23 protein-coding genes and 1 tRNA gene are annotated in these 26,379 nt (G+C 48.2%); 17 read left to right on the top strand and 7 right to left on the bottom strand.

The genetic code is table 11. The annotated features are described in order from the left end of the window. Positions 1–16 precede the first annotated feature (16 nt). The 9 genes from PQG83_RS08255 to thiE all read left to right on the top strand — a co-directional run bounded on the left by PQG83_RS08255 (position 17) and on the right by thiE (position 10,209). Entirely contained in the window at positions 17–2,098 is a 2,082-nt protein-coding gene (locus tag PQG83_RS08255; protein ID WP_312748423.1) for a S9 family peptidase, read from the top strand. 184 nt (positions 2,099–2,282) lie between these two features. Beyond that, positions 2,283–2,999, top strand: a complete 717-nt coding sequence (locus tag PQG83_RS08250; RefSeq protein WP_312748422.1) for an FAD-binding oxidoreductase — start codon at positions 2,283–2,285, stop codon at positions 2,997–2,999. A 150-nt stretch (positions 3,000–3,149) separates the two neighbouring features. Beyond that, a complete protein-coding gene (hemW, locus tag PQG83_RS08245) occupies positions 3,150–4,322 on the top strand; it encodes a radical SAM family heme chaperone HemW (RefSeq protein WP_312748421.1) in 1,173 nt (390 codons plus the stop codon). A 512-nt stretch (positions 4,323–4,834) separates the two neighbouring features. Then, positions 4,835–6,409 carry a DUF2779 domain-containing protein gene (locus PQG83_RS08240; RefSeq protein ID WP_312748420.1) on the top strand — a complete coding sequence of 525 codons (1,575 nt, stop codon included), beginning with the start codon at positions 4,835–4,837 and terminating at the stop codon, positions 6,407–6,409. Positions 6,410–6,558: 149 nt separating this feature from the next. Next, a complete protein-coding gene (gene aroQ, locus PQG83_RS08235; protein WP_312748419.1) occupies positions 6,559–7,011 on the top strand; it encodes a type II 3-dehydroquinate dehydratase in 453 nt (150 codons plus the stop codon). A 39-nt stretch (positions 7,012–7,050) separates the two neighbouring features. Further along, positions 7,051–7,611 (top strand): elongation factor P, encoded by a 561-nt coding sequence (gene efp / locus PQG83_RS08230; protein WP_312642446.1) that lies wholly within the window; start codon positions 7,051–7,053, stop codon positions 7,609–7,611. A gap of 42 nt (positions 7,612–7,653) precedes the next feature. Next, the gene (accB, locus tag PQG83_RS08225) at positions 7,654–8,118 is read left to right on the top strand and encodes an acetyl-CoA carboxylase biotin carboxyl carrier protein (protein ID WP_312748418.1); all 465 of its coding nucleotides are present in this window, start codon (positions 7,654–7,656) and stop codon (positions 8,116–8,118) included. Positions 8,119–8,209: 91 nt separating this feature from the next. After that, a complete protein-coding gene (gene accC, locus PQG83_RS08220) occupies positions 8,210–9,559 on the top strand; it encodes an acetyl-CoA carboxylase biotin carboxylase subunit (protein ID WP_312748417.1) in 1,350 nt (449 codons plus the stop codon). Beyond that, on the top strand, positions 9,556–10,209 hold the full coding sequence (gene thiE / locus PQG83_RS08215; protein WP_312748416.1) for a thiamine phosphate synthase: 654 nt from the start codon (positions 9,556–9,558) through the stop codon (positions 10,207–10,209). Before accC ends, thiE begins: the two co-directional genes overlap by 4 nt. Here the strand turns inward: thiE and bioD are convergent. Both bioD and PQG83_RS08205 read right to left on the bottom strand, forming a co-directional pair. Continuing rightward, complete coding sequence (bioD, locus tag PQG83_RS08210) at positions 10,190–10,936, bottom strand: dethiobiotin synthase (protein ID WP_312748415.1); 747 nt, start codon at positions 10,934–10,936, stop codon at positions 10,190–10,192. The genes thiE and bioD overlap by 20 nt on opposite strands. A 31-nt stretch (positions 10,937–10,967) precedes the next feature. Then, positions 10,968–11,729 carry an SDR family NAD(P)-dependent oxidoreductase gene (locus tag PQG83_RS08205; protein ID WP_312748414.1) on the bottom strand — a complete coding sequence of 254 codons (762 nt, stop codon included), beginning with the start codon at positions 11,727–11,729 and terminating at the stop codon, positions 10,968–10,970. Positions 11,730–12,085: 356 nt separating this feature from the next. Here PQG83_RS08205 and PQG83_RS08200 point away from each other — a divergent pair, with 356 nt between their 5' ends. Continuing rightward, positions 12,086–12,922, top strand: coding sequence for a hypothetical protein (locus PQG83_RS08200; protein WP_312748413.1), 837 nt, complete (start codon positions 12,086–12,088; stop codon positions 12,920–12,922). On the opposite strand, the gene PQG83_RS08195 is transcribed toward PQG83_RS08200, so the two are convergent. The 3 genes from PQG83_RS08195 to PQG83_RS08185 all read right to left on the bottom strand — a co-directional run bounded on the left by PQG83_RS08195 (position 12,815) and on the right by PQG83_RS08185 (position 17,960). Then, positions 12,815–15,805, bottom strand: a complete 2,991-nt coding sequence (locus PQG83_RS08195; RefSeq protein WP_312748412.1) for a proline dehydrogenase family protein — start codon at positions 15,803–15,805, stop codon at positions 12,815–12,817. The genes PQG83_RS08200 and PQG83_RS08195 overlap by 108 nt on opposite strands. Positions 15,806–15,888: 83 nt before the next feature. Continuing rightward, a complete protein-coding gene (locus PQG83_RS08190) occupies positions 15,889–17,052 on the bottom strand; it encodes a hypothetical protein (RefSeq protein WP_312748411.1) in 1,164 nt (387 codons plus the stop codon). Positions 17,053–17,138: 86 nt separating this feature from the next. Then, positions 17,139–17,960 carry a dienelactone hydrolase family protein gene (locus PQG83_RS08185; protein WP_312748410.1) on the bottom strand — a complete coding sequence of 274 codons (822 nt, stop codon included), beginning with the start codon at positions 17,958–17,960 and terminating at the stop codon, positions 17,139–17,141. Positions 17,961–18,497: 537 nt separating this feature from the next. Here PQG83_RS08185 and PQG83_RS08180 point away from each other — a divergent pair. Beyond that, entirely contained in the window at positions 18,498–18,980 is a 483-nt protein-coding gene (locus PQG83_RS08180; RefSeq protein ID WP_312748409.1) for a hypothetical protein, read from the top strand. Positions 18,981–19,019: 39 nt separating this feature from the next. On the opposite strand, the gene PQG83_RS08175 is transcribed toward PQG83_RS08180, so the two are convergent. Then, the gene (locus tag PQG83_RS08175; RefSeq protein WP_312748408.1) at positions 19,020–19,325 is read right to left on the bottom strand and encodes an ATP-dependent Clp protease adaptor ClpS; all 306 of its coding nucleotides are present in this window, start codon (positions 19,323–19,325) and stop codon (positions 19,020–19,022) included. A gap of 245 nt (positions 19,326–19,570) precedes the next feature. Here PQG83_RS08175 and PQG83_RS08170 point away from each other — a divergent pair, with 245 nt between their 5' ends. The 3 genes from PQG83_RS08170 (at position 19,571) to PQG83_RS08160 (ending at position 22,364) form a co-directional block, all read left to right on the top strand. After that, the gene (locus PQG83_RS08170) at positions 19,571–20,593 is read left to right on the top strand and encodes a GDP-mannose 4,6-dehydratase (RefSeq protein ID WP_312748407.1); all 1,023 of its coding nucleotides are present in this window, start codon (positions 19,571–19,573) and stop codon (positions 20,591–20,593) included. A gap of 506 nt (positions 20,594–21,099) precedes the next feature. After that, complete coding sequence (locus PQG83_RS08165) at positions 21,100–22,059, top strand: OmpA family protein (RefSeq protein WP_312748406.1); 960 nt, start codon at positions 21,100–21,102, stop codon at positions 22,057–22,059. 216 nt (positions 22,060–22,275) lie between these two features. Beyond that, a tRNA-Leu gene (locus tag PQG83_RS08160) sits at positions 22,276–22,364 on the top strand. A 7-nt stretch (positions 22,365–22,371) separates the two neighbouring features. Here PQG83_RS08160 and PQG83_RS08155 read toward each other — a convergent pair. Further along, the gene (locus PQG83_RS08155; protein ID WP_312748405.1) at positions 22,372–22,608 is read right to left on the bottom strand and encodes a hypothetical protein; all 237 of its coding nucleotides are present in this window, start codon (positions 22,606–22,608) and stop codon (positions 22,372–22,374) included. A gap of 419 nt (positions 22,609–23,027) precedes the next feature. On the opposite strand from PQG83_RS08155, the gene PQG83_RS08150 reads away from it, so the two are divergent. The 3 genes from PQG83_RS08150 to PQG83_RS08140 all read left to right on the top strand — a co-directional run bounded on the left by PQG83_RS08150 (position 23,028) and on the right by PQG83_RS08140 (position 26,044). After that, the gene (locus PQG83_RS08150; protein WP_312748404.1) at positions 23,028–23,372 is read left to right on the top strand and encodes an STAS domain-containing protein; all 345 of its coding nucleotides are present in this window, start codon (positions 23,028–23,030) and stop codon (positions 23,370–23,372) included. Positions 23,373–25,254: 1,882 nt separating this feature from the next. After that, positions 25,255–25,587, top strand: a complete 333-nt coding sequence (locus PQG83_RS08145) for an STAS domain-containing protein (RefSeq protein ID WP_312748403.1) — start codon at positions 25,255–25,257, stop codon at positions 25,585–25,587. A gap of 73 nt (positions 25,588–25,660) precedes the next feature. Continuing rightward, a complete protein-coding gene (locus PQG83_RS08140; RefSeq protein ID WP_312748402.1) occupies positions 25,661–26,044 on the top strand; it encodes an STAS domain-containing protein in 384 nt (127 codons plus the stop codon). Positions 26,045–26,379: the final 335 nt, after the last annotated feature.

Raw genomic sequence — 26,379 nt, 5'->3', positions numbered from 1 at the left:
ACGATAGGGAAAATTCATGATCATGCGTCCCTCCCAGTCCAGACCCTTGATGCCCACTCCACCCCGTGCTAAACGGGTCCCGCACCGGCTAGAACATCACGGTCACGTCCGAACCGACGAGTATTATTGGCTCAGAGATCGTGAGAACCCTGAAGTCTTGGCCTATTTACAGGCTGAAAATGAGTATGCCGCCACGTTGAGAAGCCATACCAGAGATTTGGAGCAGACCCTATTTGAAGAAATTTGTGGCCGCATTCAACCAACGGATTTATCTGTTCCGTTTCGTCTTGGAGATTTTTGGTATTACATTCGATATGAAGAGGGAAAGGAATATGCCCTCTACTGCCGGAAAGAAAAATCCTTAACAAATCCCGAATCCATCATGGTCGATGGCAACGAATTGGCTCGGGGGCATGATTATTTTTCTTTGGGGAATTGGGCGGTAAGTCCTGGCCAAGATATTCTGGCCTATGCCATTGATACCCAAGGACGGCGTATATTTACTATCGGATTTAAAAATCTGACAACGGGCGAGACAATTGATGAATGCATTTCTTCGGTGACTGGGAATATGGAGTGGGGGAATGACAATCGTACACTTCTTTATTCCCGACAGGATCCTGAAACGTTGCGATCAAACCAGATCCTTCGTCATCGTTTGGGGACGAATCCGGAACTGGATACGTTGGTCTATGAAGAAACGGATGAGACATTTTCGGTTGCTATCGAAAAAACAAAATCCAAACGGTATCTGATGATCGGATCGCATCAGTCCATCACGAGTGAGTACCGGTATGTGAATGCGGATCATCCGGAAAGCGATTTTCAAATATTCCAGGCACGGAAACGCGGACATGAATACGATGTGGATCATCTTGGCGATCATTTCTTTATTCGAACCAATGATGAGGCCAAAAATTTTCGCTTGATGCGGACTGAAACGAATAAGACGAACCTCACGCAGTGGCAGGAAGTTATTCCTCACCGCCCGGATGTATTTTTGGAAGGATTCGAGCTATTTGAGAATTTCCTGGTGCTGGAAGAACGAAGACAGGGGCTCATCCACCTTCGAATGATTCGGACCACGGATGGCTTTGAGCATGAACTGGATTTTGGAGAGCCGGCTTACCTGGCAACCTTGGGGGATAATTTAGAAGCCGATACTTCCTATCTACGGTATGGATATACCTCGATGACCACCCCCATGACCATCTATGATTATCACATGGAAACACGGGAAAAAATTCTTCTCAAGCAAGAGCCGGTCCTCGGGAATTTTCACATTAGCCACTACCAGACGGAACGTCTTTTCGCTTCAGCATCAGATGGTATCTCCATTCCTATATCCCTGGTCTACCGAAAAGGTTTTGTCCCGAATGGCACGCATCCCCTGTTATTGTATGGCTATGGTTCCTATGGTGCGAGTATGGATGCAAGTTTTAGCTCCCCCCGTCTCAGTTTGCTTGATCGTGGGTTTGTCTATGCGTTAGCCCACATTCGAGGTGGGGAGGAACTGGGCCGACAATGGTATGAAAACGGTAAGCTCTTATACAAGAAGAATACCTTCACGGATTTTATCGCCTGCGCCGAATTTCTTATTCAGCAGGGGTACGCCGCACCTCAGAAAATATTCTCTCTCGGTGGAAGCGCTGGTGGTTTATTAATGGGGGCGATTATGAATATGCGGCCTGAATTGTTTCATGGTGTGGTGGCCCAGGTTCCTTTTGTAGATGTGGTGACCACGATGTTAGATCCCGATATCCCACTGACGACGGGAGAATATGATGAATGGGGGGATCCCAACCAACAACAGTTTTATGAGTACATGCTTTCCTATTCGCCTTACGATAATCTTCAACCCCGATCGTATCCTCACCTTTTGGTGACCTCAGGTTTGCACGACTCACAAGTACAATTTTGGGAACCGGCAAAATGGGTTGCGAAACTGCGTGCGTTGAAGACCGATAATCAACGTCTTTTGCTCAGAACGAATATGGAGGCAGGTCATAGCGGAGCCTCAGGCCGGTTTAAACGTTATGAGGAAACCGCGATGATCTATGCATTTTTATTGGATCTCGCCGGTTCCGTTGACCTGTGAGGTCCCCACCATTTTTCAGGGATCTCATTAACCAGCACATACTTCTGAAGCCCCAGACAACATTTTCACAAGTGAGGCGAAACGAGCGTCAGGACCATCTCCGTGTTGATTTCTCTGACCAGATGGAGCAACCCTCGCTGCCAGGCTCTTGCCAGATCACGCAAGATTCTCTACATTCCATGGCATGACCCCCAGACGATTCCGGGCCAAGGTTCTTCGCGTTCGGCATTTGACTCAGGATGTTCGAGAATTGATTTTGGAGTTAATGGATCCCCCGACCTTAGAGTTTCTCCCGGGCCAATCCATTTCCGTAACCATCCCTGATGAATCGTCGGGTCTCTCATACCTGAGATACTATTCGCTGGCTTCGCTTCCCAGTTTCTCTCATCAGCTCGTACTACTCTTTAATGCCGGAGAAAAAGGAAAGGGCGCGACGTTTGCGTTGGAGCATTCGGTTGGTGAAGAACTTGACTGTTCCGGTCCTTTCGGGTCATTTCACCTTCATGAAGACCCTGAACGAGATCTGTTATTTGTTGGAACGGGAACCGGCATTGCGCCCTTATGGTCTATGCTGTCCAGTCTCTTGGAGCAATCTTGTCCTCAGTCCATGACCTTACTATGGGGACTTCGGAGTGAGTCGGATATCTACTATTTGGACGAGTTGCAAAAGTGGGCCGATTGCTATAAAAATTTTTCCTTTATCCTGACGCTGTCTCAACCTTCTCATCATTGGAAAGGGAAAAGAGGACGCGTGACGCACCTGCTCCAGGAGTTTCCACATGTGGATCATCTGGCGGTGTATGTCTGTGGCAATCGAAAAATGGTTGCGGAGGTCACCAGCCTTCTTCAGTACAAGGGGGTGGGTCCTGTCTATCGAGAACGCCATCATGACGGAAAATAGGGTGTTGGTGTCTAATTGCCATACTTATTTCTTCACTTTTCCGGGTTGGAACTCGCGTTCTGTATGTATCTCCCTCCTTCTTGTTCCAGGCGATGATTCTCGGGTGGTATTGGTTGAATGGTAGATGGAGTACAAGATGAGATGAGTGGTATGGAACAGAAACGTGAGCAATCAAGGGAACATGATGGGCTTACCGCCGATCTCGGTATTTATCTGCACGTTCCCTTTTGTAAGAAGCGATGTCATTTTTGTGCCTTTTATCTTGTCCTCCATGACCAGCAACGGGTGGAACAATTTTTAGAGGCCATAGAACGAGAAATTGCGCTGTATGCGAGCCAACCCGGAATGCGTGAGCGAACCGTGTCAACGGTGTATATCGGTGGGGGGACGCCCACAGTCTTACGTCCTGGACAGTTGGCAGCAATCTTTTCCAGCATCAGATCCGGGTTTTCACTCTCGGAACAGTGTGAAATTACCGTCGAAGCGACACCGGAATCTCTCGCGGAGCAGTATGCTGATTTTCTTCAGCAGTTAGGCGTGACCCGTGTGAGTATAGGAGTCCAATCCTTTGATCAACAGGAACGGACGATGTTGGGACTTTCAGGAACCATGGAGGAAGCCATTTCCGGCGTACAGATAGCGAAACAGGCCGGATTCGCCAATATCAATCTTGACCTCATCTACGGGATCCCGAGCCAAACAGTGCTGTCATGGGAAATGACTTTGACCCAGGCTCTGGAGCTGGATCCTTCTCATTTGTCCTTGTATGCGCTTTCGCTTGAAAAAGGGACTCGATTTTATACGGAATTCCGGCACGGGCTATTTCAGGTAATGGATCCCGACCATGAGGCGTGTTTTCTGCAGCAGGCTGAAACCCAACTGGAGCCGCTGCAGTTGTCTCGATACGAACTTTCAAATTGGGCGAAGCCGGGGGGTGCCTGTCAACATAATCTTCGATATTGGAGGGGATTGGAATACTTAGGATTAGGTCCGAGTGCCCAATCGTATGTCTCAGAAAGCCGCTATGGCAACGTGCCCAGTATCGAACAGTATTCCAAGCGCCTGGGTGCCGGACAGTTGCCCATTGCCAACCGGGAACGGTTGTCACGGGCTCAGCAAGAGAAAGAACGTATTGTGTTCGGATTGCGTCTGATTGAGGGCGTGCCAATTGATTGGGTGCAACAGGCATCTCAAGACGAAGTATGGGCAACATCTTTTGAAGCTATGGTGAAAGAGGATTATCTTTTTCAGACGGACACCCGTGTGCAATTAACGCAAAAGGGACGGCGATTCGCTGATACGGTTGGCATGCGGCTGTTGTAAAAACGTGGTGGAATTTGAATCGAAATCGTGAACGGAGGTTTCGACTTGAGAAAAAGTGCCTGCTATTGAGGCGTTTTGCTGAGAGGGGCGTAGATGGCGGATTTGGTCGGGTTATAAACAGATTTATGCAGAGTTCTTCCACAGCTTTTGTGGATAAAATACCCTCTTGAATTTTTTAAATTGCAATGAATTAAATGTTTATCTGCTGTAAAGTCATACGGAATATGTGGCGAGAATAATGTTAAAGGTGATAATAAACAAATAGTTATGGGATTGTATGGTGAAATAAAACGCCAGAGATTACTTTAGAAGTATTGTTTATTGGGTTTACTAAATGGTGTTTTCCACAGGATATGGGGATAAAGATAATCTGTTCGAATTTTTACTCTGCAATGTATCGGGAGGATGAATAACCAGGCATGTTGCATGGGAGGAGAAAATTGAGCAGTATGCTGTCATCTATGGCCCCGACCTGGATGGGTGCAAACAATGCTTAAAAATGACGTTTTAGAATGGAATATTCGGCATTATTCTGGTGTGCCGTCGTTAATCCCATGAACCCAATTTCTCCTATCCCCCTCATTTCCGGCCCGGAAAAATCGAACCGATCCGTTTCAACACATCGTTTATCCAAAAGCCGCTTTCTGGCGGGCTTGCAATGTGCCAAGCGGCTGTATTTGGAAATCCATTCACCAGAATTAGCTACGCCGCCTACACCGGATCGCCGGGCCATCATGGATATGGGCACCGACGTTGGGGTCGTTGCCCGTCAATGTTTTCCTCATGGCGTTCTGGTTGAACACACACACCGTCAAATTCCTGCAGCGCTCCTTCGCACCAGTGAGCTCGTGAGGGATGGAGGCATCTCGTCCCTTTTTGAAGGAGCCTTTGTCTGGCAAGGCATTTTGGTTCGGGTTGACATCTTAGAACGAATTGATGCCACGCGCTGGCGCTTGATTGAAGTGAAGGCGACATCGAAGGTGAAAGCCACGCATCTAGACGATCTGGCCATTCAAGCTGCAGTGCTGGACGGCGCGGGCATTGAAATCAGCGGGTGTTTTTTGATGCATCTGAATACTCAGTATTCATTTCTTGGCGGAGACCTGAATTTAGAAGAAATGTTTGTTTTGGAAAATAAGACCGAGGAAGTGGAAGCACGTCGGCCATTGATTCAGGCACAGCTTGAAAATATGTGGATGACATTGGAACAGCCGACGCCACCTCCCGTTGTCCCTGATAGCCATTGCCATCAGCCCTATGAATGCCCCTTTTGGAACCATTGTACGAAAGAGAAGTCTCCGCGTTGGGTGTTTCATCTTCCTGGCAGCTCGAAATTGCAAACCCTCCTGCTGGAGGAGGGAATTGAATCTATTGATGAAATTCCCGACCATTTTCAGTTGTCTGCAACTCAGCAACGAGTGAAGGATAATGTGGAATGGATCTCACCTCTGCTTCGGCCTCGGCTACAATCGGTCAGGTTTCCGGTTCATCATTTGGATTTTGAGACTTTTATGCCGGCGATCCCGGCCTTTCCCCATACTCGTCCGTATCGTCCGATCCCCTTTCAGTGGTCCAACCATATTGAATATCCTGATGGCACAATCGTCCATCATCATTATCTCTGCACTGATGGCCGTGACCCTCGCGAAGAAGTGGCCTTGAGTCTGTTGGAAAGCGTAGGAGATGCCGGGACCATTTGTGTGTATTCGGAGTATGAACGATTTCTGCTTTTTGCCCTGGGTGATGTGCTGCCTCAGTTGAAGCCCGTCCTCTCGAAGGTGGTTCGCCGGTTGTGGGATCTTCTTTCGGTCATCCAGGAACATTATTATCATCCGGACTTTCACGGATCCTACTCCATTAAAACCGTCCTGCCAGCTTTGGTGCCTGCCTTGGCTTACGATGATTTAACGATTCAAAATGGTGCGGTGGCTGCGGTCATGTACCAGAAAATGGTCTTTCATGAAACGGATTTAATGGAGCGTGCTCATATTGCCCAAGCCTTACATGAATATTGTGGCCGGGACACATGGGCAATGGTTGAGCTGAGACGGGTCCTTCTGGATCGTGCAGGAGGTCGCTTAACCTAAGAAAGTGCGTCAAATTCCGTTGACCCATTCCTCCGTCGCTGCTAGAATTTCACGCATTCCGTCTTTCCCAAACTCCACCAGTCCAACGATGTCTGTGTCCTAGATATTCTGAATCCTCGCCAACGCCATTTATTTATGGAAAATACCTAGTGAATATATTGGTATTACATGGGCCTAATCTGAATTTACTTGGAACTCGCGAGCCGACCCTCTATGGAACTATCACTTTGGATGAGGTGAATGCGTCACTGAAAAAATTGGGAACGGACCTAGGGGTCTCGGTCGAGAGCCGTCAATCCAATCTGGAAGGGGAATTGGTCACCTGGATCCAGGAGGCCAACGCACAATTTGAGGGGTTGGTGTTTAATCCTGCTGCCTATACCCATACCAGTATTGCCCTGCGAGATGCTGTTGTGGGCGTGGGAATTCCTATGGTCGAAGTGCATTTATCGAATATCCATCGCCGGGAAAGTTTTCGTCGGCGGTCCTACCTTGCCCCGGTTTCGCTTGGGCAAATTTCGGGATTTGGACCACAAAGTTATCTGCTTGGACTGAGAGCGTTGGTGGATGCGCTTCAGCGGACTATCCCAGCACACCGTTAACATTTCTGTTCACGTTTATAGTATGAGGAGTTTGATGCCGTGATTACGACTGCAGATTTTCGAAATGGGGCTCGCTTGGAGCTTGATGGGCAACCCTATTATATTGTGGAATTTCAACATGTAAAACCCGGTAAAGGCGGAGCCTTTGTTCGAACAAAATTGAAAGGCTATAAAACAGGGAATGTTATTGATCGTACATTTCGTTCCGGAGAAAAATTCGACGAGCCCAATCTTGAGGAATGCGACATGCAGTTTCTCTATAACGCTGGGGAAGAATATGCGTTTATGGACATCAGTAGTTTTGAGCAGTTTACCTATCTTAAAAACCAATTGGGCGAAAACGTCGATTTGCTCAAAGAAAATACCGTCGTCAAAATTTTATTGTATCATGATGAGCCGATCGCGGTAGAGTTGCCCGTGTTTATGGAATTAAAAGTCGTGGAAACGGATCCCGGCATACGAGGAGATACGGCATCCGGTGGGACTAAGTTGGCGACTGTCGAGACCGGCGCCTCGGTGAAAGTTCCTCTCTATCTGGAATCCGGAGAAGTTATTAAAATTGATACGAGGACGCGCACCTATGTAGAACGGGCTCGGTAATCCGGGATTCCTTTCCTACAGATATACACGAAATAGGAGATTATGGCTGATTCATCCAGAAGAGAAATCGAAGACCTTGTCGAAGTGTTAAACCGGTATCACCTGACCGAGTTGGAATTCGAAAAAAAAGGTGTGCGAATACGCATTAGGCGGGATCATGTGCCGGCTTCTTCACACCAGGTAGACGTATCCAGGACCGTAGAGGCTGGTTCTTCCCAGGACAAGCCGGTTCCTCTCCTCTCCTCCGAACCCGCACATTTCTTGACTGTGACCTCGCCCATTGTGGGGACCTTTTATCGTTCCCCCTCTCCCGATACGGATCCTTATGTCGAAGAAGGTGATATCGTCAAAAAAGGACAGGTTCTCTGTATTGTCGAAGCCATGAAACTGATGAATGAAATTGAGGCAGAAACCGATGGGAAAGTTGTAAAAATTCTCGTGGAAAGTACGACTCCCGTTGAGTTCGGCCAACCACTCTATTTAATTGATCCATTGTCCGGGTCTTGAACTCTGATTTTTTTGAAGGGGAATGCAAAAAAGTCGGTTGCTCTTGAGGAAAAAGATGTTTTCCTCAAGCCTTTTTATCTAAGGAAACGACGTGTTTAAAAAAATATTGATTGCCAATCGTGGAGAAATTGCCTTGCGGGTGAATCGAGCGTGCCGGGAGTTAGGCATTCGCACCGTTGCGATTCATTCCGACGTTGATGCTCAATCACTCCATGTCCGTTATGCAGACGAGCATGTGTGCGTCGGACCTGCCGAAGGCGGACTGAGCTATCGGAATATCCCGAATGTCTTGAGTGCCGCCGAAATTACCGGAGTCGATGCGATTCACCCCGGGTACGGATTTTTAGCTGAAAATGCGCATTTTGCGGAAGTCTGCGAATCGATTGGGATTACCTTTATTGGGCCCACCTCTGAGCATATTGCCTTACTCAGCGATAAATCAAAAGCCAGAGCCCACATGAAGAAGCGGGGGATCCCTGTATTGCCCGGGAGCGATGGTGAAATTGACGATTCCAAAATGTGCGTCGCAATTGCCAAAAAGCTTGGGTTCCCGGTCATTGTGAAAGCCTCAGCCGGTGGCGGAGGGCGTGGCATGCGGGTGGTCTGGCATGAAGAAGAGTTGACCCAAGCGATCGAGTCCGCTCAATTAGAAGCGCAAACAGCATTTGGTCACGGGGGCGTGTATCTCGAGCGTTTTTTTGAAGATCCACGACACATTGAATTTCAGATTATGGCGGATAACCATGGGCATGTTGTGCATTTTCATGAACGGGATTGTTCCATACAGCGGCGCTATCAAAAGGTGTTGGAGGAATCCCCCTCTCCAGCGTTGGACGACACGTTACGACGAAAAATGGGACAGGTTGCTGTCGAAGCCATCAAATCCGTGAAATATCGAAACGCCGGAACTGTTGAGTTTCTCATGGATCAAAGTGGAAAGTTTTATTTCATGGAAGTCAATACGCGGATTCAAGTTGAGCATCCGGTCACCGAAATGGTGACGGGAGTTGACCTGATTAAGGAGCAAATTCGCATTGCTGCCGGGGAGGAACTGTCCTACCGACAAAAGGATATTCAATTGACCGGACATGCCATCGAATGCCGAATCAATGCCGAATGTCCGGACCGATTTACCCCTAGCCCCGGACCCATCACAAAATTTTGTCCCCCGGGTGGACCAGGAATACGCGTCGATACGGCCATGGATACAACCGGAATTGTCCATCCCTATTATGACTCGATGATTGCGAAGCTTATTGCTTTTGGGCGAGATCGAAATGAAGCCATAGCTCGAACCAGACGCGCGTTAGATGAATTTGTCATTGACGGAATTAAAACCAGCATTCCTCTCCATCGACGGATTCTTGATCATCCTGATTTCCAGAAGGGTCCAGTGTCGACTCGATTTTTGGACCGGCTTGTGGCTTTACAGTCCCCATGACCGCAGTCCATACTCCGCGCATTTTTCCTCCTGATAATTTTTCACGATTCTACCTCATTGTAGATGACCACTGGGCCTCGCGATGTTCATTGCTGGAGGTCCTTCAACAGGCTGGCGAAGCTGGGGTCAACCTGGTGCAATACCGCAATAAAACCGGATCGATGAAACAGGCCTATGAAGGGGCCCTTGCCCTTCGAAAGGTGGCGTCAGAAAGGGGGATGACGTTTATTGTGAATGATCGATGTGATTTGGCGTTAGCTCTTGAGGCCGATGGTGTACATCTCGGTCAGGGCGACCTTCCCCTGCCTCTTGCGCGGAAAGTCGTCGGACAGAAAATGTTGATTGGGGTTTCGACACACAACTCTGAACAGGTGCGATTGGCCACGGCGGAAGGTGCGGATTATTTAGGTTTTGGCCCTATTTTTTCCACGCGAACCAAAGCGGATCATGAGCCGGTCGTTGGTATTCAAGGACTGGCTGATGTTCGAAGTCTGACCGATCTTCCCATCATTGCCATTGGTGGGATTGTTCCCGGTTCCGTTCCGGCACTCCAAGGCGCAGGGGCCAATGGCGTGGCGGTGGCTTCGGCCATACTCGATGCGGTTGATCGGCCAAAAATCCTGGCGCAGTTTATGGCTCAGTTTCAATAATATGCCTGACCAATCGTTGAATTTCAGGATGGTCGGCTAGGTTTTCCACTCCTGTTCGCCAATCCCTGTGCATGGATTTTTGAAACTCCAAGGGGCCGAAGACCGGCACTTCCGACCATTCTTGAATCAGGCGAATCGTGGAGCTTCGCTGCTGAATGACACTCTCGGTTTGCGTTGTAGACAGAGGATCATTCAGAACGATTCCACACGGCCTAATCCCGGCGCCCTTCAATGCTTCCAAAGTCAGAAGCATGTGGTTCACGCTCCCCAGGCTTGTCCGGCCGACTACGAGAGCGGGAAGATTCAGGGTCGCGATCAGGTCTCGAATGGTGCGTGTTGGTGAGAGTGGAGTAAGTAAACCTCCAGCCCCTTCCACGAGACACACGGTGTGCTGTTGCCTGAGGAGATGAAAGGCAGTGGCAATTCGCGCGAGATCAATGGTGGTTCCAGTCGCGCGCGCGCAAGTTAACGGTGCAACAGGCTGAGAAAAGGCATAGAGACAGATTGACGCGAAAGAAGGAGGAGGGGACAGTAGACTTTGAAGACGGACTGTGTCGGAAGTTTCTGTCTGTTGGGGATCGATTCCGGTCTCGACCGGCTTCATGACACCCACTTGATACCCTTTTTTTTTTAACCCCAGAACCAGAGCCGCTGTGATCGTTGTTTTTCCGACCCCGGTGTCGGTCGCGGTTATGAATATGGCGAGATGGTCAGGGTGAGTGCTCATGGGTCATGGAGAGGTTGACGAATGGAAAGGATCACCAAATCCGGCTGTCCAGATTCCATATTTGTCCGGACGTATCCGGCGATAAGGCCATGTGATAGATAGACGTGGCCACATCTTGTAGAGAAGGAGTTCTGTGGAGCGTGTGGTTGCGGACCTCCATGGCCGCATGCCATCCCGGTTTTGATATGGGTGAGAGGTGCCAGCCTGGGAATACCATATTCACTCGAATATTGAAGGCCCCCCACTCCTTTGCCACTGTGTGCATCAATCCAACCAGTCCTGCCTTAGACGCCGCGTAGGCGGCTTGTCCTGCTACTCCTTGTTCACCGGAAAGAGAGCCTACTAATATGACGGACCCATTATTTTGTTGTTCAAAGACGGGGGCCATGGCTTTAAGGACGGTATAGGCACCGGTCAGGTTGATGTGAAGAATCCGCATCCAGTCCTCTGGGGAGGTTTTGACTAGGAGCTTCGAAGAGCCCATCCCCACGGCCCACACCATGACATTCAGAGAATGATGGGACTGTATGAACTCCTGCAGAATAGCCCGAATTTGTGAGCTGTTGGTGACGTCGGCTTGATACAGATAACTTTCCCCTCCGGCCTTTGTGATCGCGGCGGCGGTTTCTTTTGCGACAGTTTGATGTTGATGGTAGTGAAGACCTACCCTCCAACCCTGGCGTCCGAACACCGTCGCAATGGCTCCACCGATGATTCCTGATCCTCCAAACACCATGACGTTCGAACGAGTATTCTCCTTGCCCACAGGTGTTTGGCAACAAGGCTCCTTCATATGTGGACGCCCACGTGTCACTCCCATCACATCATATTATAACGTGAAGAAGCGGCATGAGGGGGTGTATTTGACCGACTTGGTGCCGTCCTGCATTGATTGTCATTGCTCTCCTTGTTTTCTAGTACTGCATAGGGAAAAGAAATTGTCAATCCTCGAATAGTCTGTCAAGGCAAATTGAAGGGTTTTCAGGTTGAATGCGGCCAGGATTGGTTGATCTTGTTTGATGTCTTGCCGGTTTTAATGATCCTATGGTAGGTTCACATCACTTTCTGCCTATGAAAAATTCATTTACATCGTGTGGAATTTTCTCCACAGCTGGAACCCTCGTTTTCCTTAGCCTTTTCCTGGTGTTCATGCCAGGAACGGTCTATTCTGCTGATTCCACGAAAATTGTGATAGATAAAAGTCATGAGTATTTTCCTGATCAAGTAGGAAATGAATGGGTGTATCAGGGCACGATGATCGAAGGGGGCATGGTCCAGATTAAGAACGAGAATTCCCGGTTCACGAATGTTTCAAAAGTTATAGGGACGGAAGTCATAGAAGGAGTGAAGGTCACCGTTTTCAACGATACCAATCCTGGTAATCAAGGGCCGTCGGATAGTTATTATTTCCGGGATGTTGCAGGGATCCGGTATTATGGGTCGAAACCCGGCACGACGTTGGAGCGCCAACTGGTGCCCTATCAAATCGTTCGATTTCCCTTAGAGGTACCCAGCTCTTTTGAACAATTTCACCGGACCGGGTTGGATTTTGGCATGGATGTGGATCGTGATGGAGAAAAAGAAACGGTGGATATTGTGGCAACCGTCTCCGTTCAGGGGAAGGATACCGTGGTCGTACCTGCCGGCATATATCAGGATGCCATTCGTCTTGAAGCCAAAATGATCATGAAGGTGCATTTGTCTGAGAGCGGAGAGTCGATTCAAGGAACGGATACGATGACGGCCTGGTTTGCTCGAGGAGTGGGTTTGCTCAAATACATTGAACGCCAAACCATTCCTTCCGTCCGTAGTCAGAATGAACGCATGGTCGAAGTGATTGAGGAATTAGAAAAGGTAACCGTGGCATCTGATGTTGCCTTATTGAGTCGGAGCGAAGCCACGGCGAAGCGTGTTTTCCGTAATCACCTTTTCCACCATGAATTGCTCAAGATATCCGCTTCCTCCGGCCTTCCGTCCGATTCCTGATAATCGATGACCTCCAAATGGTTGCCTGCTCACTAATGATCCGGTAATCGGTCGGTTGATATATAAATTCCCCACATCAAAGGTGTCACGAGCCAGTTGAATATTGGCAGGACTGCGTGAGTATATCCCTCCAGTCAGGGCATAGGGGGAATCATTGGCTAATTCCAATGCTTCTGAAATTGTGGAAACCTTCAATACAACCATAACCGGCCCAAATATTTCTTCCTGTACGACCGGGTGGGAAGGTGGCAGATTTGCCAGTATTACCGGCCCTTGAAAGTACCCAGGTCCCTCAAGTTGGCGATCAAGAATGCAGGTGCCTTCCGTTTTCCCAAGGTGCACAAAGTGCCGAACTCGTTCCAATGCCCGTCGATCAATAAGCGGTCCCATACGGTTTCCAGGGTGTTCCGGTGGACCAATCGGAATGCTTGAAGCCGCCTGTTTGAGCCGTTCAAGAAATTGTGGGTACACGTCCTTTAAAATAAGAATTCTAGAACAGGCGGAGCATTTTTGTCCTTGGTAGCCTGTTGCACTGGCTAACGCCCCAACCACGGCTTCATCCAAATCGGCCGTTTCATCAACAATGATGGCATTTTTTCCGCCCATTTCAGCAATGACATGTTTAATATGTCGTTGCCCGGCCGACACGTGACTGGCCTCTTGAATGATATTCAATCCGACGGTTTGTGATCCTGTAAAGGCGATGAGGTGTACCTTGGGGTGTTGGACAAGGGTCTGACCCACATCAGGTCCACCGGGCAGAAACTGCAAGGCGCCTTCAGGTAACCCTGCTTCCATGAGCAGCATGAAGAGGTGATACCCCATCATCGGTGAACGCTCTGATGGTTTAAATAAGACCACATTTCCAGCCACTAATGCCGCCGAAACAAGACCGGTGGGGATGGCTAACGAAAAATTCCACGGCGAAATCACCACGGCCAACCCTCGTGGTTGGAAAATCCGTTGATTGTGTTCCCCTGGCTCTGTTCCTAGCCGCTCCGGAGTGCCCAGACGAATCATTTCCCGTCCATAAAACTCCAGGAAATCAATGGCTTCAGCGACGTCCGCATCCGCTTCCCGCCACGGCTTACCGGTTTCCAATATTTCCCAAGCGGCTAGTTCAGTCTTGCGTTGTCGCATGAGCCCGGCAGCATGAAATAAAATCCGCGCACGGGTGTGCGAAGGGACTTTTCCCCAGGTGCTCATATGGTCGTAAGCGCGCTGGACAATGGGATCGATTTGTTCAGGAGACAGAGTTGGAAATTTGGCAATGATTTGGTCGGGAAAACTGGGATTAGTCGAGATCAGCTCTGGCCCAAGCCAAGGCATGGGGGTCGGAAGCGGATAGAAATGGATTTGTCCCAGGAGAGGGGCGATGTGTGCGAGGCCGAGAGAGAAATCTTGTTGTATGTTCTGTTGAGAAAAATCCGAATGCGGTTCATTGGCGAATCTGTCAGGACTGTCTCCATCGAGTAATGTGACTTCCGACTGACTTTCCAGAGACATCGCCTCCTCTCCATTCCTGTCCCCGTTCGAGGGTGACAATAGCAGATGATCAAGTGACTCGGCAGTTTCATATTGGCGTCGAATGAAACTTTCATTCGAGGTATTTTCCAATAATCGACGCACGAGATAGGCCATACCCGGGAGGAGTTCCCCGATGGGGGCATAGACCCTAAGCCGAAACCCTTGTCCCACCACGGCATCACGTAGAGGTTCGGCCATGCCATACAACATCTGATATTCAAATGTTCCCGGCGGAAGGTTGAGCGAGTCTCCCATCGCCCGAACCACGGCTAATGTTCGAATATTGTGCGAGCCAAAAGCCGGGCGAATGAAGTCTCGATGGGCCAGGATCCGGTGAGCAAGGTATTCGTAGTTCGCATCGGTGTCCGTTTTTTTTAGATAAACCGGAATGGGCCAGCCTTGTTGTTGATAGCGAATCACTTCAGAGTCCCAGTAGGCGCCTTTGACGAGGCGAATACCGAAGGGAGTGTCTCGTTCTTTTCCCCATGCTAAAAGAGTATCCAGCGTGTTGTTAGTGCGTTTGAGATAGGCTTGAATGGCAATGCTTGCATGCGGAAAGTGTTGATAGGCCGGTTCAGAAAATACACGCATAAAGACCATAAGAGTGAGGGGCTCCAATTCGGCCTGCTCCATGTCAAATGTGAGGGAGGCAGGCAAAACCTGGGCAAGGTCCAGGATTGATCGTAGACGGGGGGCAAGGCCTGCGTAACTGCCCTCCGGATCAATCGGGTCTAATTGCGAATATAAGGCGGAGAGTTTGATGGAAAGATTGATCCTGGGGAGAGAGCCGAGATGATCGGTTTCTAATAGAGGCTGGTGTTTCCAATGTGGGATGACTTCCTGTAATTGGGTCAATGTCTGAAGGCACCGCGTGTGATAATGATCAGCCTCCTCTTCACTGACTGTGGATTCTCCAAGCAAATCAAGAGAACACGCACTTCCTGCATGCCAAAGTTGTGTGAGCGTGGGGACAGCGTGGCTGACGGTTTCCCCTGCCATAAATGTGTACGCCATTTTCAGAAACTGGCGCCGCAATATCCGTGTGCCCATTTGGGCCGTAAGGGAATTGTTTGAAAAGCGACTCAGGATCCACTTCAGGGGACCAGGGAGAGACGGCAGGTCTTGAAAGTATTCCTTCAGGATACGCACAAATTGTGCGTCGGTCTGAAGGGAGGGAAGGACGTCAATAAAGCGAAACAGCTGTATCTTGAACTGTTCATCACGGGTTCCCCAATCTAAAAGAAGTGACGTCCACCAGCGGTGATCCCAGAATCCTGGCGTATGGTGACGAGCATTTTTCGCGAATGTCTGCCCGATACGTCGAATGTCAGATTCTAATGAATCCTGGGCGATCATCCTCTTTTTCCTCCTAAAGATATTTTACACCTTTTCGGAGAATGGGGAAGAGAGATAAAGAACAAACGGACCGGGCAGAAAGTCTAGGGTTGGCAGGTTGACAAACGTTTACCCGAAATACTGCCATAAGGGCCGAGGGAGTTTTTAAAAGTGCCTTCAAGATGGGAGTCATTGTTGCTGAGGAGCAAACTATCCTCCTGAACTCCTTGGGGAAATGTCCATTTGAGATAGACCGTATCCCCGTGAATCTCAATGGCGGATGGGGCAATTTGAGAGGGTGAGGATTGGTCAGGAGGCGAAAAGGTGACGGTCATTTTGCGGTCCCCATGGTTTTGGTGGTTATGAACTATCCATCGCCAGGTTCCGCAGAGCCGAGTGCTGGCAGAATTGGTTTGTTCCTGTTGTTGCCACTGCTGAATTTTTTGCCAGCCCTCCCAGGCTTTCCCATACGCCGTGGCCTCCAATTCGCTGGTTTTGGTGAGTAGGTTCATTCTAAACATCGGTAAAAGGCGGGTTTCGATGTAATGTTGGGTATAGGCATCTTGAATGGGAAGGAAGGGCTGGTGCGTATTGGCCGGGTGATTCGATGTTTGCCAATACTCGAGTAATCGATTCTCGATACCTTTTTGGCCGTGCTGTGTAAAAAGGCTTGTCCAGGATTGTGGGCTTTCATCCCACTCCTGATAAGTTTGGTCGTAATATGAAGCAAATTTAGCAAACTCTTCGTCAGGGGGGTCTGGCTGGGAAGTCGTCATGTGAGACCAGGCTGATACTTGTCTATAGCCATCAATTATGGGTTTCAAGCCTTGAAGGGTGGAGTGGGTCATGATCCATTGCAGGTGCGCTTCGCCGGGGATCACATCGGAAAGTGGCGGGATGCCTGTTGTTGGCTTTACAAGGATCTCTCGAAATAATTGCGCATGATTGGAGACTGCCAGAGATTTTAAGTAGCTAATAATGGTCTCGATGATCTCTGCTGGCAGGTTCAACTGCGTAGGGGCTGATGGGGATTTCTTGTTAATACGAGAGCCTTTAGCCTCACGGTGGATTGTGGATGTAAAGAAGGTTAGGGCTTCATCATCAGAGGCAAGCTGAAGAATTTGTGTACGGTGTTCTTTAAGAAAGGACCAGGGGAGTCCGGTTGATTCCTGATCGGCAAATGCAGGGGAAAGAGAACTGAAAATATAAATGTGGGCGCCAATAAGCCAGAGAATCAACCCTCTATTTCGATTGCCCCGCCAAGCCATGAGATTTCTCAAAGTAATCGTTAGTGCTCGGTCGGAAAGAATTGATGAAACGAGTCGGCCATGGTATTCGAAAATCAAATTGAAGCTTATATCGTTTTGTTGATGATCGCATTGATGAAGTCTATTGAGGTCTGCAAGGCTTCTTCCATATCTGATGCCCGGTAGCTCGGAGTGCTACTTTGCCAGAATTCATCAGAGGCTTCAGGATAAGATCGAACTTCGATCTTTTTTCCAGCTTCTTTGGCCATTTGGCAAAACTGGTCACGTTCTTCTGCCGAATTGAGATCACTTTGTCCTGGTGTCTGGAGTAAGAGAGGGCAATACAAGCGTTGAGCCAATTGAAGATCGGTAGGCAGAGTTCCACAGATTGCCACTGCGGCCTGGAGGCGACGCCGATGCGCCGCAGTTTTTATTGCCAGGGTTCCCCCCATGCCAAAACCGATCACTGCATGGGCGTTGCGGGTGGTTCTTTCCAATAAGGAATCTTCTGTGAGGTTGGCGTTGAGAAATTCAAAGCTGGCGTTGATATCCTGCAAGGCTTGTTGTTCATTGACTCGCTCCATTAAGGCATCGGCCACTTCAGCATTGGCCGTCACCATCCCACCTTGTCTCACATACAAATTGGGAACTAAGACGACATACCCTTGACAGGAGAGACCTTTCGCTAATTCCTGAATGTGGGAGGTGAGTCCATAGCGGTCATGCAGGAGGACCATAGCCGGTAAAATTTTGTTAGCCTCTTGTGGGGCGAATTGAATGCCCTCCACCTGCGGACCTTTAGGGGGTCGTGTATCGGCATAGGGATCTACCATGTGGTCTTTGTGCGTTTCAAATATTCCTGTACTATTGAATCGCACAAGGGTATATCCAATTTGTTCAATGTCATAGGGGGTGGTGCGTTGGGTCATCAGAATAGCCTTTGGATAAGAATGAACGAAGCAGCACAAAATGGGAATTTCTTTGAAAATTCAATGGGGAAAGTCAAAACACTATATCGGTGGTTTCTTTGGACTGTCAATCAAGCAGCTCTTGTTCAGAATAGAAAGGGGTAAGCGAAGGTTGTCTGAAGGTTTGTCTTTAGGGGAACGATTCGATTTGCAAATATTCTCTGGTGAGAACGGGAATCATGTCTGAAGTTTTTTACATCAGGGACAACTCAGAATAATGGGCACCCCTTATTCGACGTGAGAAGGCCACAAATATTTATTCACGAAAAATCAAAGGCTATTGTGTCCGGTTTAATTTTTTATCTTGGCCTCTTGATGGTGATTTTTCCAAACGTCGGTATTGAACAAAATTCATGTGAATTTTCTTTTAAAAATTTACTTCCTAAGGCCTAGAAATGTTCATTAGGGAATATTGCCAATGTCATGGGGTTTAGTGTAAGATGCGGTCTGCAGTGGAATGTCAGAAGTTCGATTTAGCGATAAGGAAAGGAGTTGAGCATGGAGCGGCGAGTCACTTCCCATACGGAAGAAGAAGAAATGAATCAACGCCGTCGCCTTCTCACGCTTGCACGGAAAGGGGATCAAAAGGCGGTTGAATCGTTATTCGAATTGTATCAAGTTCGTGTTTTTTCAGGTGACGCCCTGAAAAAAAAGAAACTCCCATCGTTCCCCTTGCCCACGCCAACAGGGTCATCAGGGAAAGGCACGGGCAAAGGCGTGAAGAAATTGGGTAAAAACTCTAGAGCTTCTCCAGCAGACATGACGCCTGTCTCCTCACCCCACAATTCAGTGCAAGAGTCAAAAATGAAGTCCGGATTGCCCCCCAAGAAAATTGGAAAGGTCAAAGGGTCAAAGCCCTCAGACGGAAAGCCCGTACAAACTGCTCCCAAAGTTGGTAAAAATAAAAAATCTGTTCCAGTCGCCAAAGCCAAAAAAACATCTACCTTGTCTGCGAGACCGGCCCGCGTGAAGAAAAAATAACTTGGGGAAGTAGACGATTCTGTCGTGTGGTGTCAGAATTCAGTAGCGGACTTCAACTCGCAAGCCACCTGCTGCCAGCTGCTTTCCAATTACATCAGCGTTTTTTATGTCACCTTGAAAGACAATTGCACTTCCGTGGTGATCAATCTGCCAGGCTAATTCAAAGGCTTTTTTCGGGGTCATCCCGGGAATCACTTGGCAAAAAAGACTGACGACTTGTTGGTAGGTATGACAATCACAATTGTAGACCACGACTTCGGCTTCGAAATCTTTTCCGGTTCCTAGGTCGGTGATTTCTAGGGTTTCGGGATCTTTTACGATCCCACACACAATAAGATCAAGCATTCCGCATTGTAGCAATGGAGTAAAGGTCCCTCAAGTGAATGTGGAGTCTGTCGTCATTTTCACGAAAGTCTGATTCAGGTCAATGAAGTGATCAAGAGTTAGAGATAGTCGACCTATGATTGCCCTTGCTTATCAAGCAGCACACGGTAGTTGCCGAAAAAAATTAATGCAGAAGTGTATCAATTTGAAAGTCAGCGAGGAGATGTGCCAAATATGAACCCTTTAAGAAACATAAAGGAGTGTCCGTGGGTAAAACGATATTGGTAACCGGTGCTGCGGGATTTATTGGAAGCCATGCAGTGGAAGCATTGGTCAGACGTGGAGATCAAGTAATTGGTCTTGATAATCTCAATGATTACTATGATCCTGTCCGTAAAGAGAAAAACCTTCGAGAGGTAACCGAACATGCCAAAACCGGCAAATGGCCTGGCACGTTTCAGTTTCTCAAAGGAGATATTCGTGATCGAGAGTTGGTTGCACATCTTTTCTCTGATCATCATTTTGACGCTGTCATCCATTTAGCGGCGATGGCTGGTGTTCGCGTGTCTATTGATGATCCTGCGCTGTATTACGATGTCAATGTGATGGGAACGATGGCCTTATTGGATGCGTGTGTGGGGCGGATTGGTTCACAGGGCAAAAATTCGCCTTCCCCAACGTTTGTGTTTGCATCAACATCTTCGGTGTATGGCAATACAAAGATAATTCCCTTTGTTCCGGAAGATTCGTGTGATAAACCGCTTGCCCCCTATGCGGCGAGTAAACGAGCAAGTGAATTGCTAGGGTATACCTATCACCACTTGTATGGTCTGGATTGCACCGTTTTTCGATTTTTTACCGTGTATGGCCCTCGTGGTCGTCCCGATATGATGGCCTATAAAGTCTTAGATAACATATTCACCGGCTGTGAAGTCCCCCTCTATAACAATGGAAACATGCATCGAGATTGGACGTATGTCGAAGATATTGTCAGTGGCCTGGTTGCGGCGGTTGACCATCCGATGGGGTATGAAATTTTGAATCTTGGACGAGGCGAGCCGGTTCTTCTTGTTGACTTTGTCAAAGGCATTGAACAATTGACCGGACGCCAGGCACAGCTCGTTCCCGCCCCTATGTTAGATGCCGATATCGCCTACACTTTTGCCGATATCTCCAAGACTCGCAGGCTATTGGGGTATGATCCGCAAACATCCGTGCCGGAGGGAGTCGGTAAATTCTGGGTCTGGTATCAATCGGAGATTTTACAGGACCCAGCCTCAAAGCTCTGACCCCGTATTTCTCATTCCAGCGTTTTTTCTTCTTTAACCATAAAATATCTTTCCCTATTCCCCGGTTCAACCGGACCGGGGAATTTACCCTTTTATTCTTCCTTCAGAAACAGCGAGGGAAGGGTTGTTCTCATTTTTACATGTTGGTGAGGTGGAACTGATAGGTGGTGCTCCCGGTACAGTGCTCAATAGGGCCATATCTCATATGTTATGGGGCATCCTTAACTTTTCTGCAAAGCAACCGATAAGGAATTGCACGTGTCTATTGCAGAAGAATGAACAAAATTTAAGCGGATTTTTTTAGAAATTATTCCGTATAGGAGGATGAAGGACTAATCTTCCCCTTTACCTCATGATACAAACAGTCACCATTGCACCAGGAGGATCTCATGTGGGTTTGTCCAAATCGTAGCAACTTAATAGTCGTTGTCATGCTGGGGGTCCTTATGGCTTCAGGATGTAGTAGCCATTCGGTCCGAACTGGGGCTAACTCGGAAGGGGATGGGATGGCTTCAAGTGAAGATGAAAATTCATTCGATCCCAATAGAAGGATGAGTCAGGCCAACGGATCAGTTGAGGGGAGTGGAAAAAACGGTGGATGGGTTAATGGAGTCAAGGCTTCTCAGCATCCAAATGGGTCCGATTCTCAAGACAGAGTCAATGGGGCAGATCCAAATTCGAATCCAGAAACCATTCGGGGAGCGGAACGAACATTGGGACAAGGTGGTTCAAGCTATGGACACCAATACCCTGGCGTGAATGGATCTGGTCCTAAACATGGATCTGTGTCTGGATTTGAAAATGGAATGGCGTCCAGTCAAAATCCTGATCCAGAAGCTTGGGCAAATGCCTATTTGGGAAACGGCAAGAATAGCCGGGATTTTTATGGTGATCCGTCAAAGTCCGCGGCTCTCAATGATGGCTCTTCTCAAGCAGGAGTAAATCCTGCGACCTGGGGTGAAACATATAAGAAGGAACATGGCGGACCTTCTCCGGAGTATGTCGATCCTGACTCAAACATTGTCAATGGCCGTAGTCACCCAGGGCGGGCTTCAGTGGGAATAGGGAGAGCCGATACGAATGGCTCGATAATTGAGTCGAATTTTAGTGGTTCCGTGGGGATCCAACATGGGCAGGTCCAGGATATTTACTTTGCCTTCGACAGTTGGAATATTTCCAGTAGCGCCGCCAAGTATCTTGAAGAAGGAGCGCAATGGTTACAAGCGAATCCTGGAAAGGCCTTGACGATTGAGGGTCACTGTGACCAAAGGGGGACACAGGATTATAATCTGGTGCTTGGTCAAAAGCGGGCCGATGCAGCACGGGAGTATTTAGTGAATCTGGGTGTGCAACCGGACCGGATAAAGATTGTTTCCTACGGCAAAGAGCGACCGTTTTGTCAAAACGACAGTGAAGATTGTTTTCAGGAGAATCGGCGGAATCATATGGTTGTTCGAGTCAATTAAGGATTTGACTTTCATAGGACCCTCAGTGGTCCTCGAACAAGAGGATGCGACACATTCGCATCCTCTTGTTTTTTGACCTGTACGCCTGGCATCAAACCAAAAGAAAAAAGGAATTAACTGAGGGATGCATGAGGTTATACCCTACCGATGTTTCTGCCTGAAAATCTTGCACCGGTTTTTAAGGAGTGGTAGAGTCTCGTCGCCAATCTCTGCGATGCCGGAGTGGCGGAATAGGCAGACGCAAGGGACTTAAAATCCCTCGGGCTTACCAGCTCGTACCGGTTCGACCCCGGTCTCCGGCACCATTTGAATCTACAGTTGAAGGTCAGGCGCGCGGTAGCTGTTGAACCGGGTAAGGTTGGCCATGGTCTCATGTCCGGGGATGCGCAAGAGAGTCAAATGATCTATCCACCCACGTTGCCTAATGGTGATGGCCGTTAACCGGAAATCATGAAGCCGGGGTCCTGGAATGCGATTATTCTGAAGAAGCAGTCTTGTATGCCTTTCCGCTGCATCGAATTGAATATCCCTGCCTAAGGATACCAGCATTAAAATTTGTGGTCCGAAATATCAGAGGGTTGAGGCTTGAAAAGTCGTTGGACCCTTGATCCGCTCAGGGCCAATTTTCTCCATCATAAAACCATTTTTAGTATTGAGCTATTTCGCTTACCCCCCCGGTCGGTGCGTGGTGAGAGTTTTCGAGCGCTTGAGCTTTGTTCCGGTTGTCATACCCCACTAATTCCTAGAAACTCTCATTTACCCACGCCAGGAAATACCCCCTTTCCCCCCGTCATTTTTTGCAATTCCATGAGTCGTTTCTCTTTTGTGTGTAAGTGGTTCAAGAAGATCGCGGATACCTAACTCTAGTCTTAACGGGTAATTGTTAGGCCCATCCGGAAAAGATTGAATACAGTTCTACGCATTAAAACTTCCCATTTTGGTGCTTTACAAATTAAGAGGTAAATTAGATGCTCCAAGTCTGCGAAAAAATGAATCACCAATCCACCGTTATCATCTTCACGGGACGGTTTGATCGACAATCAACAATTGGTATCGGGGACCTGATACTCGGCACCAAAGGCATGAGATGTCAACACATCATCCTGGATTTCATGGGCATCACCGGAATTGACTCAGTGGGTCTCGGGCTCTTATATCTCTGGTACCATAAACTACAACCCGAACGCATTGGGCTAAGTATCGTGGGGCCTTCTCCTAACGTCCGAGCCGCACTGGAAGGCTGCCACCTTCCCGACTGCATTCCTGTCTATGCCTCCGAGCACGAGGCGGTGCGACAGAAAATCTACAGTTAGAATGTTCTTTGCTTCTTCCTTCAGCCATCCGAATGACCAAGGTCTATGATCCTCTAATCCAGGCCCCGAGGATCAACAAAAAGCAAACTCTTCATTTGTTTTAGGAAATATGTCGTCTTGGGGCTACCTCAGGTAGGGTATTTATCGTATGTCCCGGGTTTAGGCTGTCACGCATCCGCATGGAAATCTTCACAACAGATGCAAGATGTGATAGTAAACCGAGGATGATATCTGCAGGGAGGATGAAGTTTAGTGGAAGGTTTTGATCATGACAGAGGGAATGATTCACCTTGTATCGTAAATTTGCAGATTATATTGTTTTCGTGTTTCTTTTCCGGTGTAAGCTGGTATGTAATTTTTCAGTGTTTCGCATTATCGTTAATTAACCATTCTCCTTGAGGGCTTTCTCTCTTAGCAAGAAGCCATTTGACTGAATCCTTCCCAATCGGATTTTCTAAATTTCTGTAATTTGTTTCATTGGATACAAAAAAGAACGGTTGAGGGTGTAGATCCTACCTTGAAGTTCTGCCGGAATTAACTAAGGGCAACAGCCAAGTCACGGTGGCAGTCTGAACACTTAGCCCCTTCTTTCGAGACCGCAACCAATCGAATGTAATGTGCACACCACATACAGTAAAGGTATCCTGGCCCATTGAATCGAAAAGGATAGGTGGGGGAAAGCTTCCCCCAATTAACTGCTTCTACTGGACACCAGGAGAGTGCTTGATTCAGCATCGCCTACAAATCCTTTCTCAATAATTGGTCTTAATGATCACCCCTCTAAATTGAGAGATGTGTTTGGCTAACCCCGGAACCAGTGAAGGGAGAAAACTCCCAAAAACGCTAATACCGTTTCGATTATCCATAATGTTGTCCAGTCCATGATGGTGTCCTCCTTATTCCTCCGTTTTCTTCTTGGTTTATGAAAAAAGCAACCTTAATGCCACACATTTCCGCCTATCAAGCTGACCGGCTGTCACGCGACTAACTAATTGTTTTATTAAAAGAAACAGGGAAAGCTGCGAAAGGGAAGTTTCGATCTAACCTTGCAAACCCAAGTATCGGAATTAATACAGACCGTATCTTATTCACACACACACACACATACACAGGGAAGCTAGTTTGATGACGAGGACAGATTCAGGATGTCCTCCTCTTTCGGTCTCTCAAAGGAGGAGAATGAAATTCGTTTTTAGGTGTGAGAAGAGGGCCAAAACCGATGAACCCAGGGGAGGGCGAAAGAATTCGGAAAAAAACATTCCAGGATGTTTGTAGGAGGGGGAGTAGATTGCCACTTTTTTGGCTTTCCCTCAGATTTCCCAACTATTAGCGCGTCTTCAGGCCCGTCATCGCCTTTCTTGTCTGTTGGGGCCCCCTTATTCCACTGTAGTGTGACATGTGGGGGGGCAGGAAACTGCACTGTCCATTAGATTTCCCATAGAGGGTCTGTTGAAAAAAGCCGCCAGCGGCGTTCTCGCCATTTTTCCGTGCTCACGTACTAAGCCGTACGCTCCGCGCGAAAAAACGGCTGCGGCCTTGCTGGACGGACTTTTTTGAACCGACCCGGAGCCTTTGCTGAATAATCTAATCCTGGGCAAATTTGCCCTTGAACATCCTTATTATTCAACACTCCCATAGAACGTTTTTACCCATTGGGTAAGGTCTGCTTGACGGTTGGTAGGAGGTCGAGAGCCTGGTGTCATGCTTGGTTTTATACACACCTGTTTTTTGAAGGAAAATTTCGATATGAAAAATGCGGAGCCCCGAATATCTCAAATGTGAGCGTGGCACATCTGTTGCTGATTATCTGGTTTGAAGGATACCAAAACAGAGGCTATTCAATACCAAAATGTGTCAGGGACAATAAAGGAGGGACAGGTACATGTTGGTACGAGCACGGTGGGAGAACGGAACGAGAATCTTAATGCTTTCTGGTCGGTTCGATAAATTTGGACGGGTCCCGGTGGAAACGGCGTTGGCGGCGGGAGAGGGACGACCTTGCCAGCGCGTCGTCATGGATTTTTCACGAGTATCGTCTATGGATAGTGCAGGCATTGGAAGACTGTTGTTGCTCTATCATTCGCTTCGAAGGAAAGCCATGGCCTTGACGGTGATCAATCCAAAGCCTTCTGTGAGGGCACTTTTGGATCTGGCGGGTTTAGCCACCATTATTCCGATTATGCAGGAAAAGCCTGAAGTCCGATCGGTTGCCTGATCCTCCGGAAATGAGAAATGAATTTTTTTAAGTTGCCAAAGAGAAAAACCGAAATGGAAATTATCCAACCGTGATGTCTACGATGCCTACCCAACCGACTCCCATTGACGATATGCATGTTATTACATTCGGGGCATGCTTTGATGGGTCTGCGGAACCTGCTTTAGAGGCGGCTGTCTTACAAGTGCAGGAAATACAGGGCAAGCACATCATTCTGAATATGGAAGCTTTGACCACCCTGAATAGTCGTGCCTTAGGCAAACTATTTCTCACCTATCATCACCTCAATCGGAAGCACATTCGACTCAGTATGGTCAATCCAAAGCCGGCAGTCCGTGAAATGTTAGCATTTGTCAATTTTCCGCAGATCGTGCCTATCTATGATTCGGTCGATGCCGTGGTGGCCTTTGAGCAACGACACATGGAATCTTCCGCCCTTCCACAGCGACCCGGGTGAAAAAGTGTGTATTAGGGGGCCACGATATCTCGGTTGAAAAATGGGGTGTGTGGTAATTAGGCAAGACGAGGGAATGAGGTGCCTGAACACTCGTTGGCCGGAAGTAGTGCTCCTTTCCCAATGGAAGTGGGGCATGTCTGTAAAAACAAGGTAACTTACCGTCGAAAGCTCCGAACATACGGTGGCATGCCGTCCCTGATGCATATGTCCGCCTCAAATGCCAAAAGGGGATCTTCAGCCATACCGACAATCGGCATAGATTTTTCTAGCTCATCGCTCCCCTTCAAGTGATTGCCGTTACCATGGCAAGGCTGCTGTCCCTGCATTGACTTCCA

This window comes from Candidatus Nitrospira neomarina (assembly GCF_032051675.1).
Lineage (GTDB): Bacteria > Nitrospirota > Nitrospiria > Nitrospirales > UBA8639 > Nitrospira_E > Nitrospira_E neomarina.
Note: the sequence above shows the minus strand (reverse complement) of the source record. Positions and strands in the feature narration are given on the sequence as shown.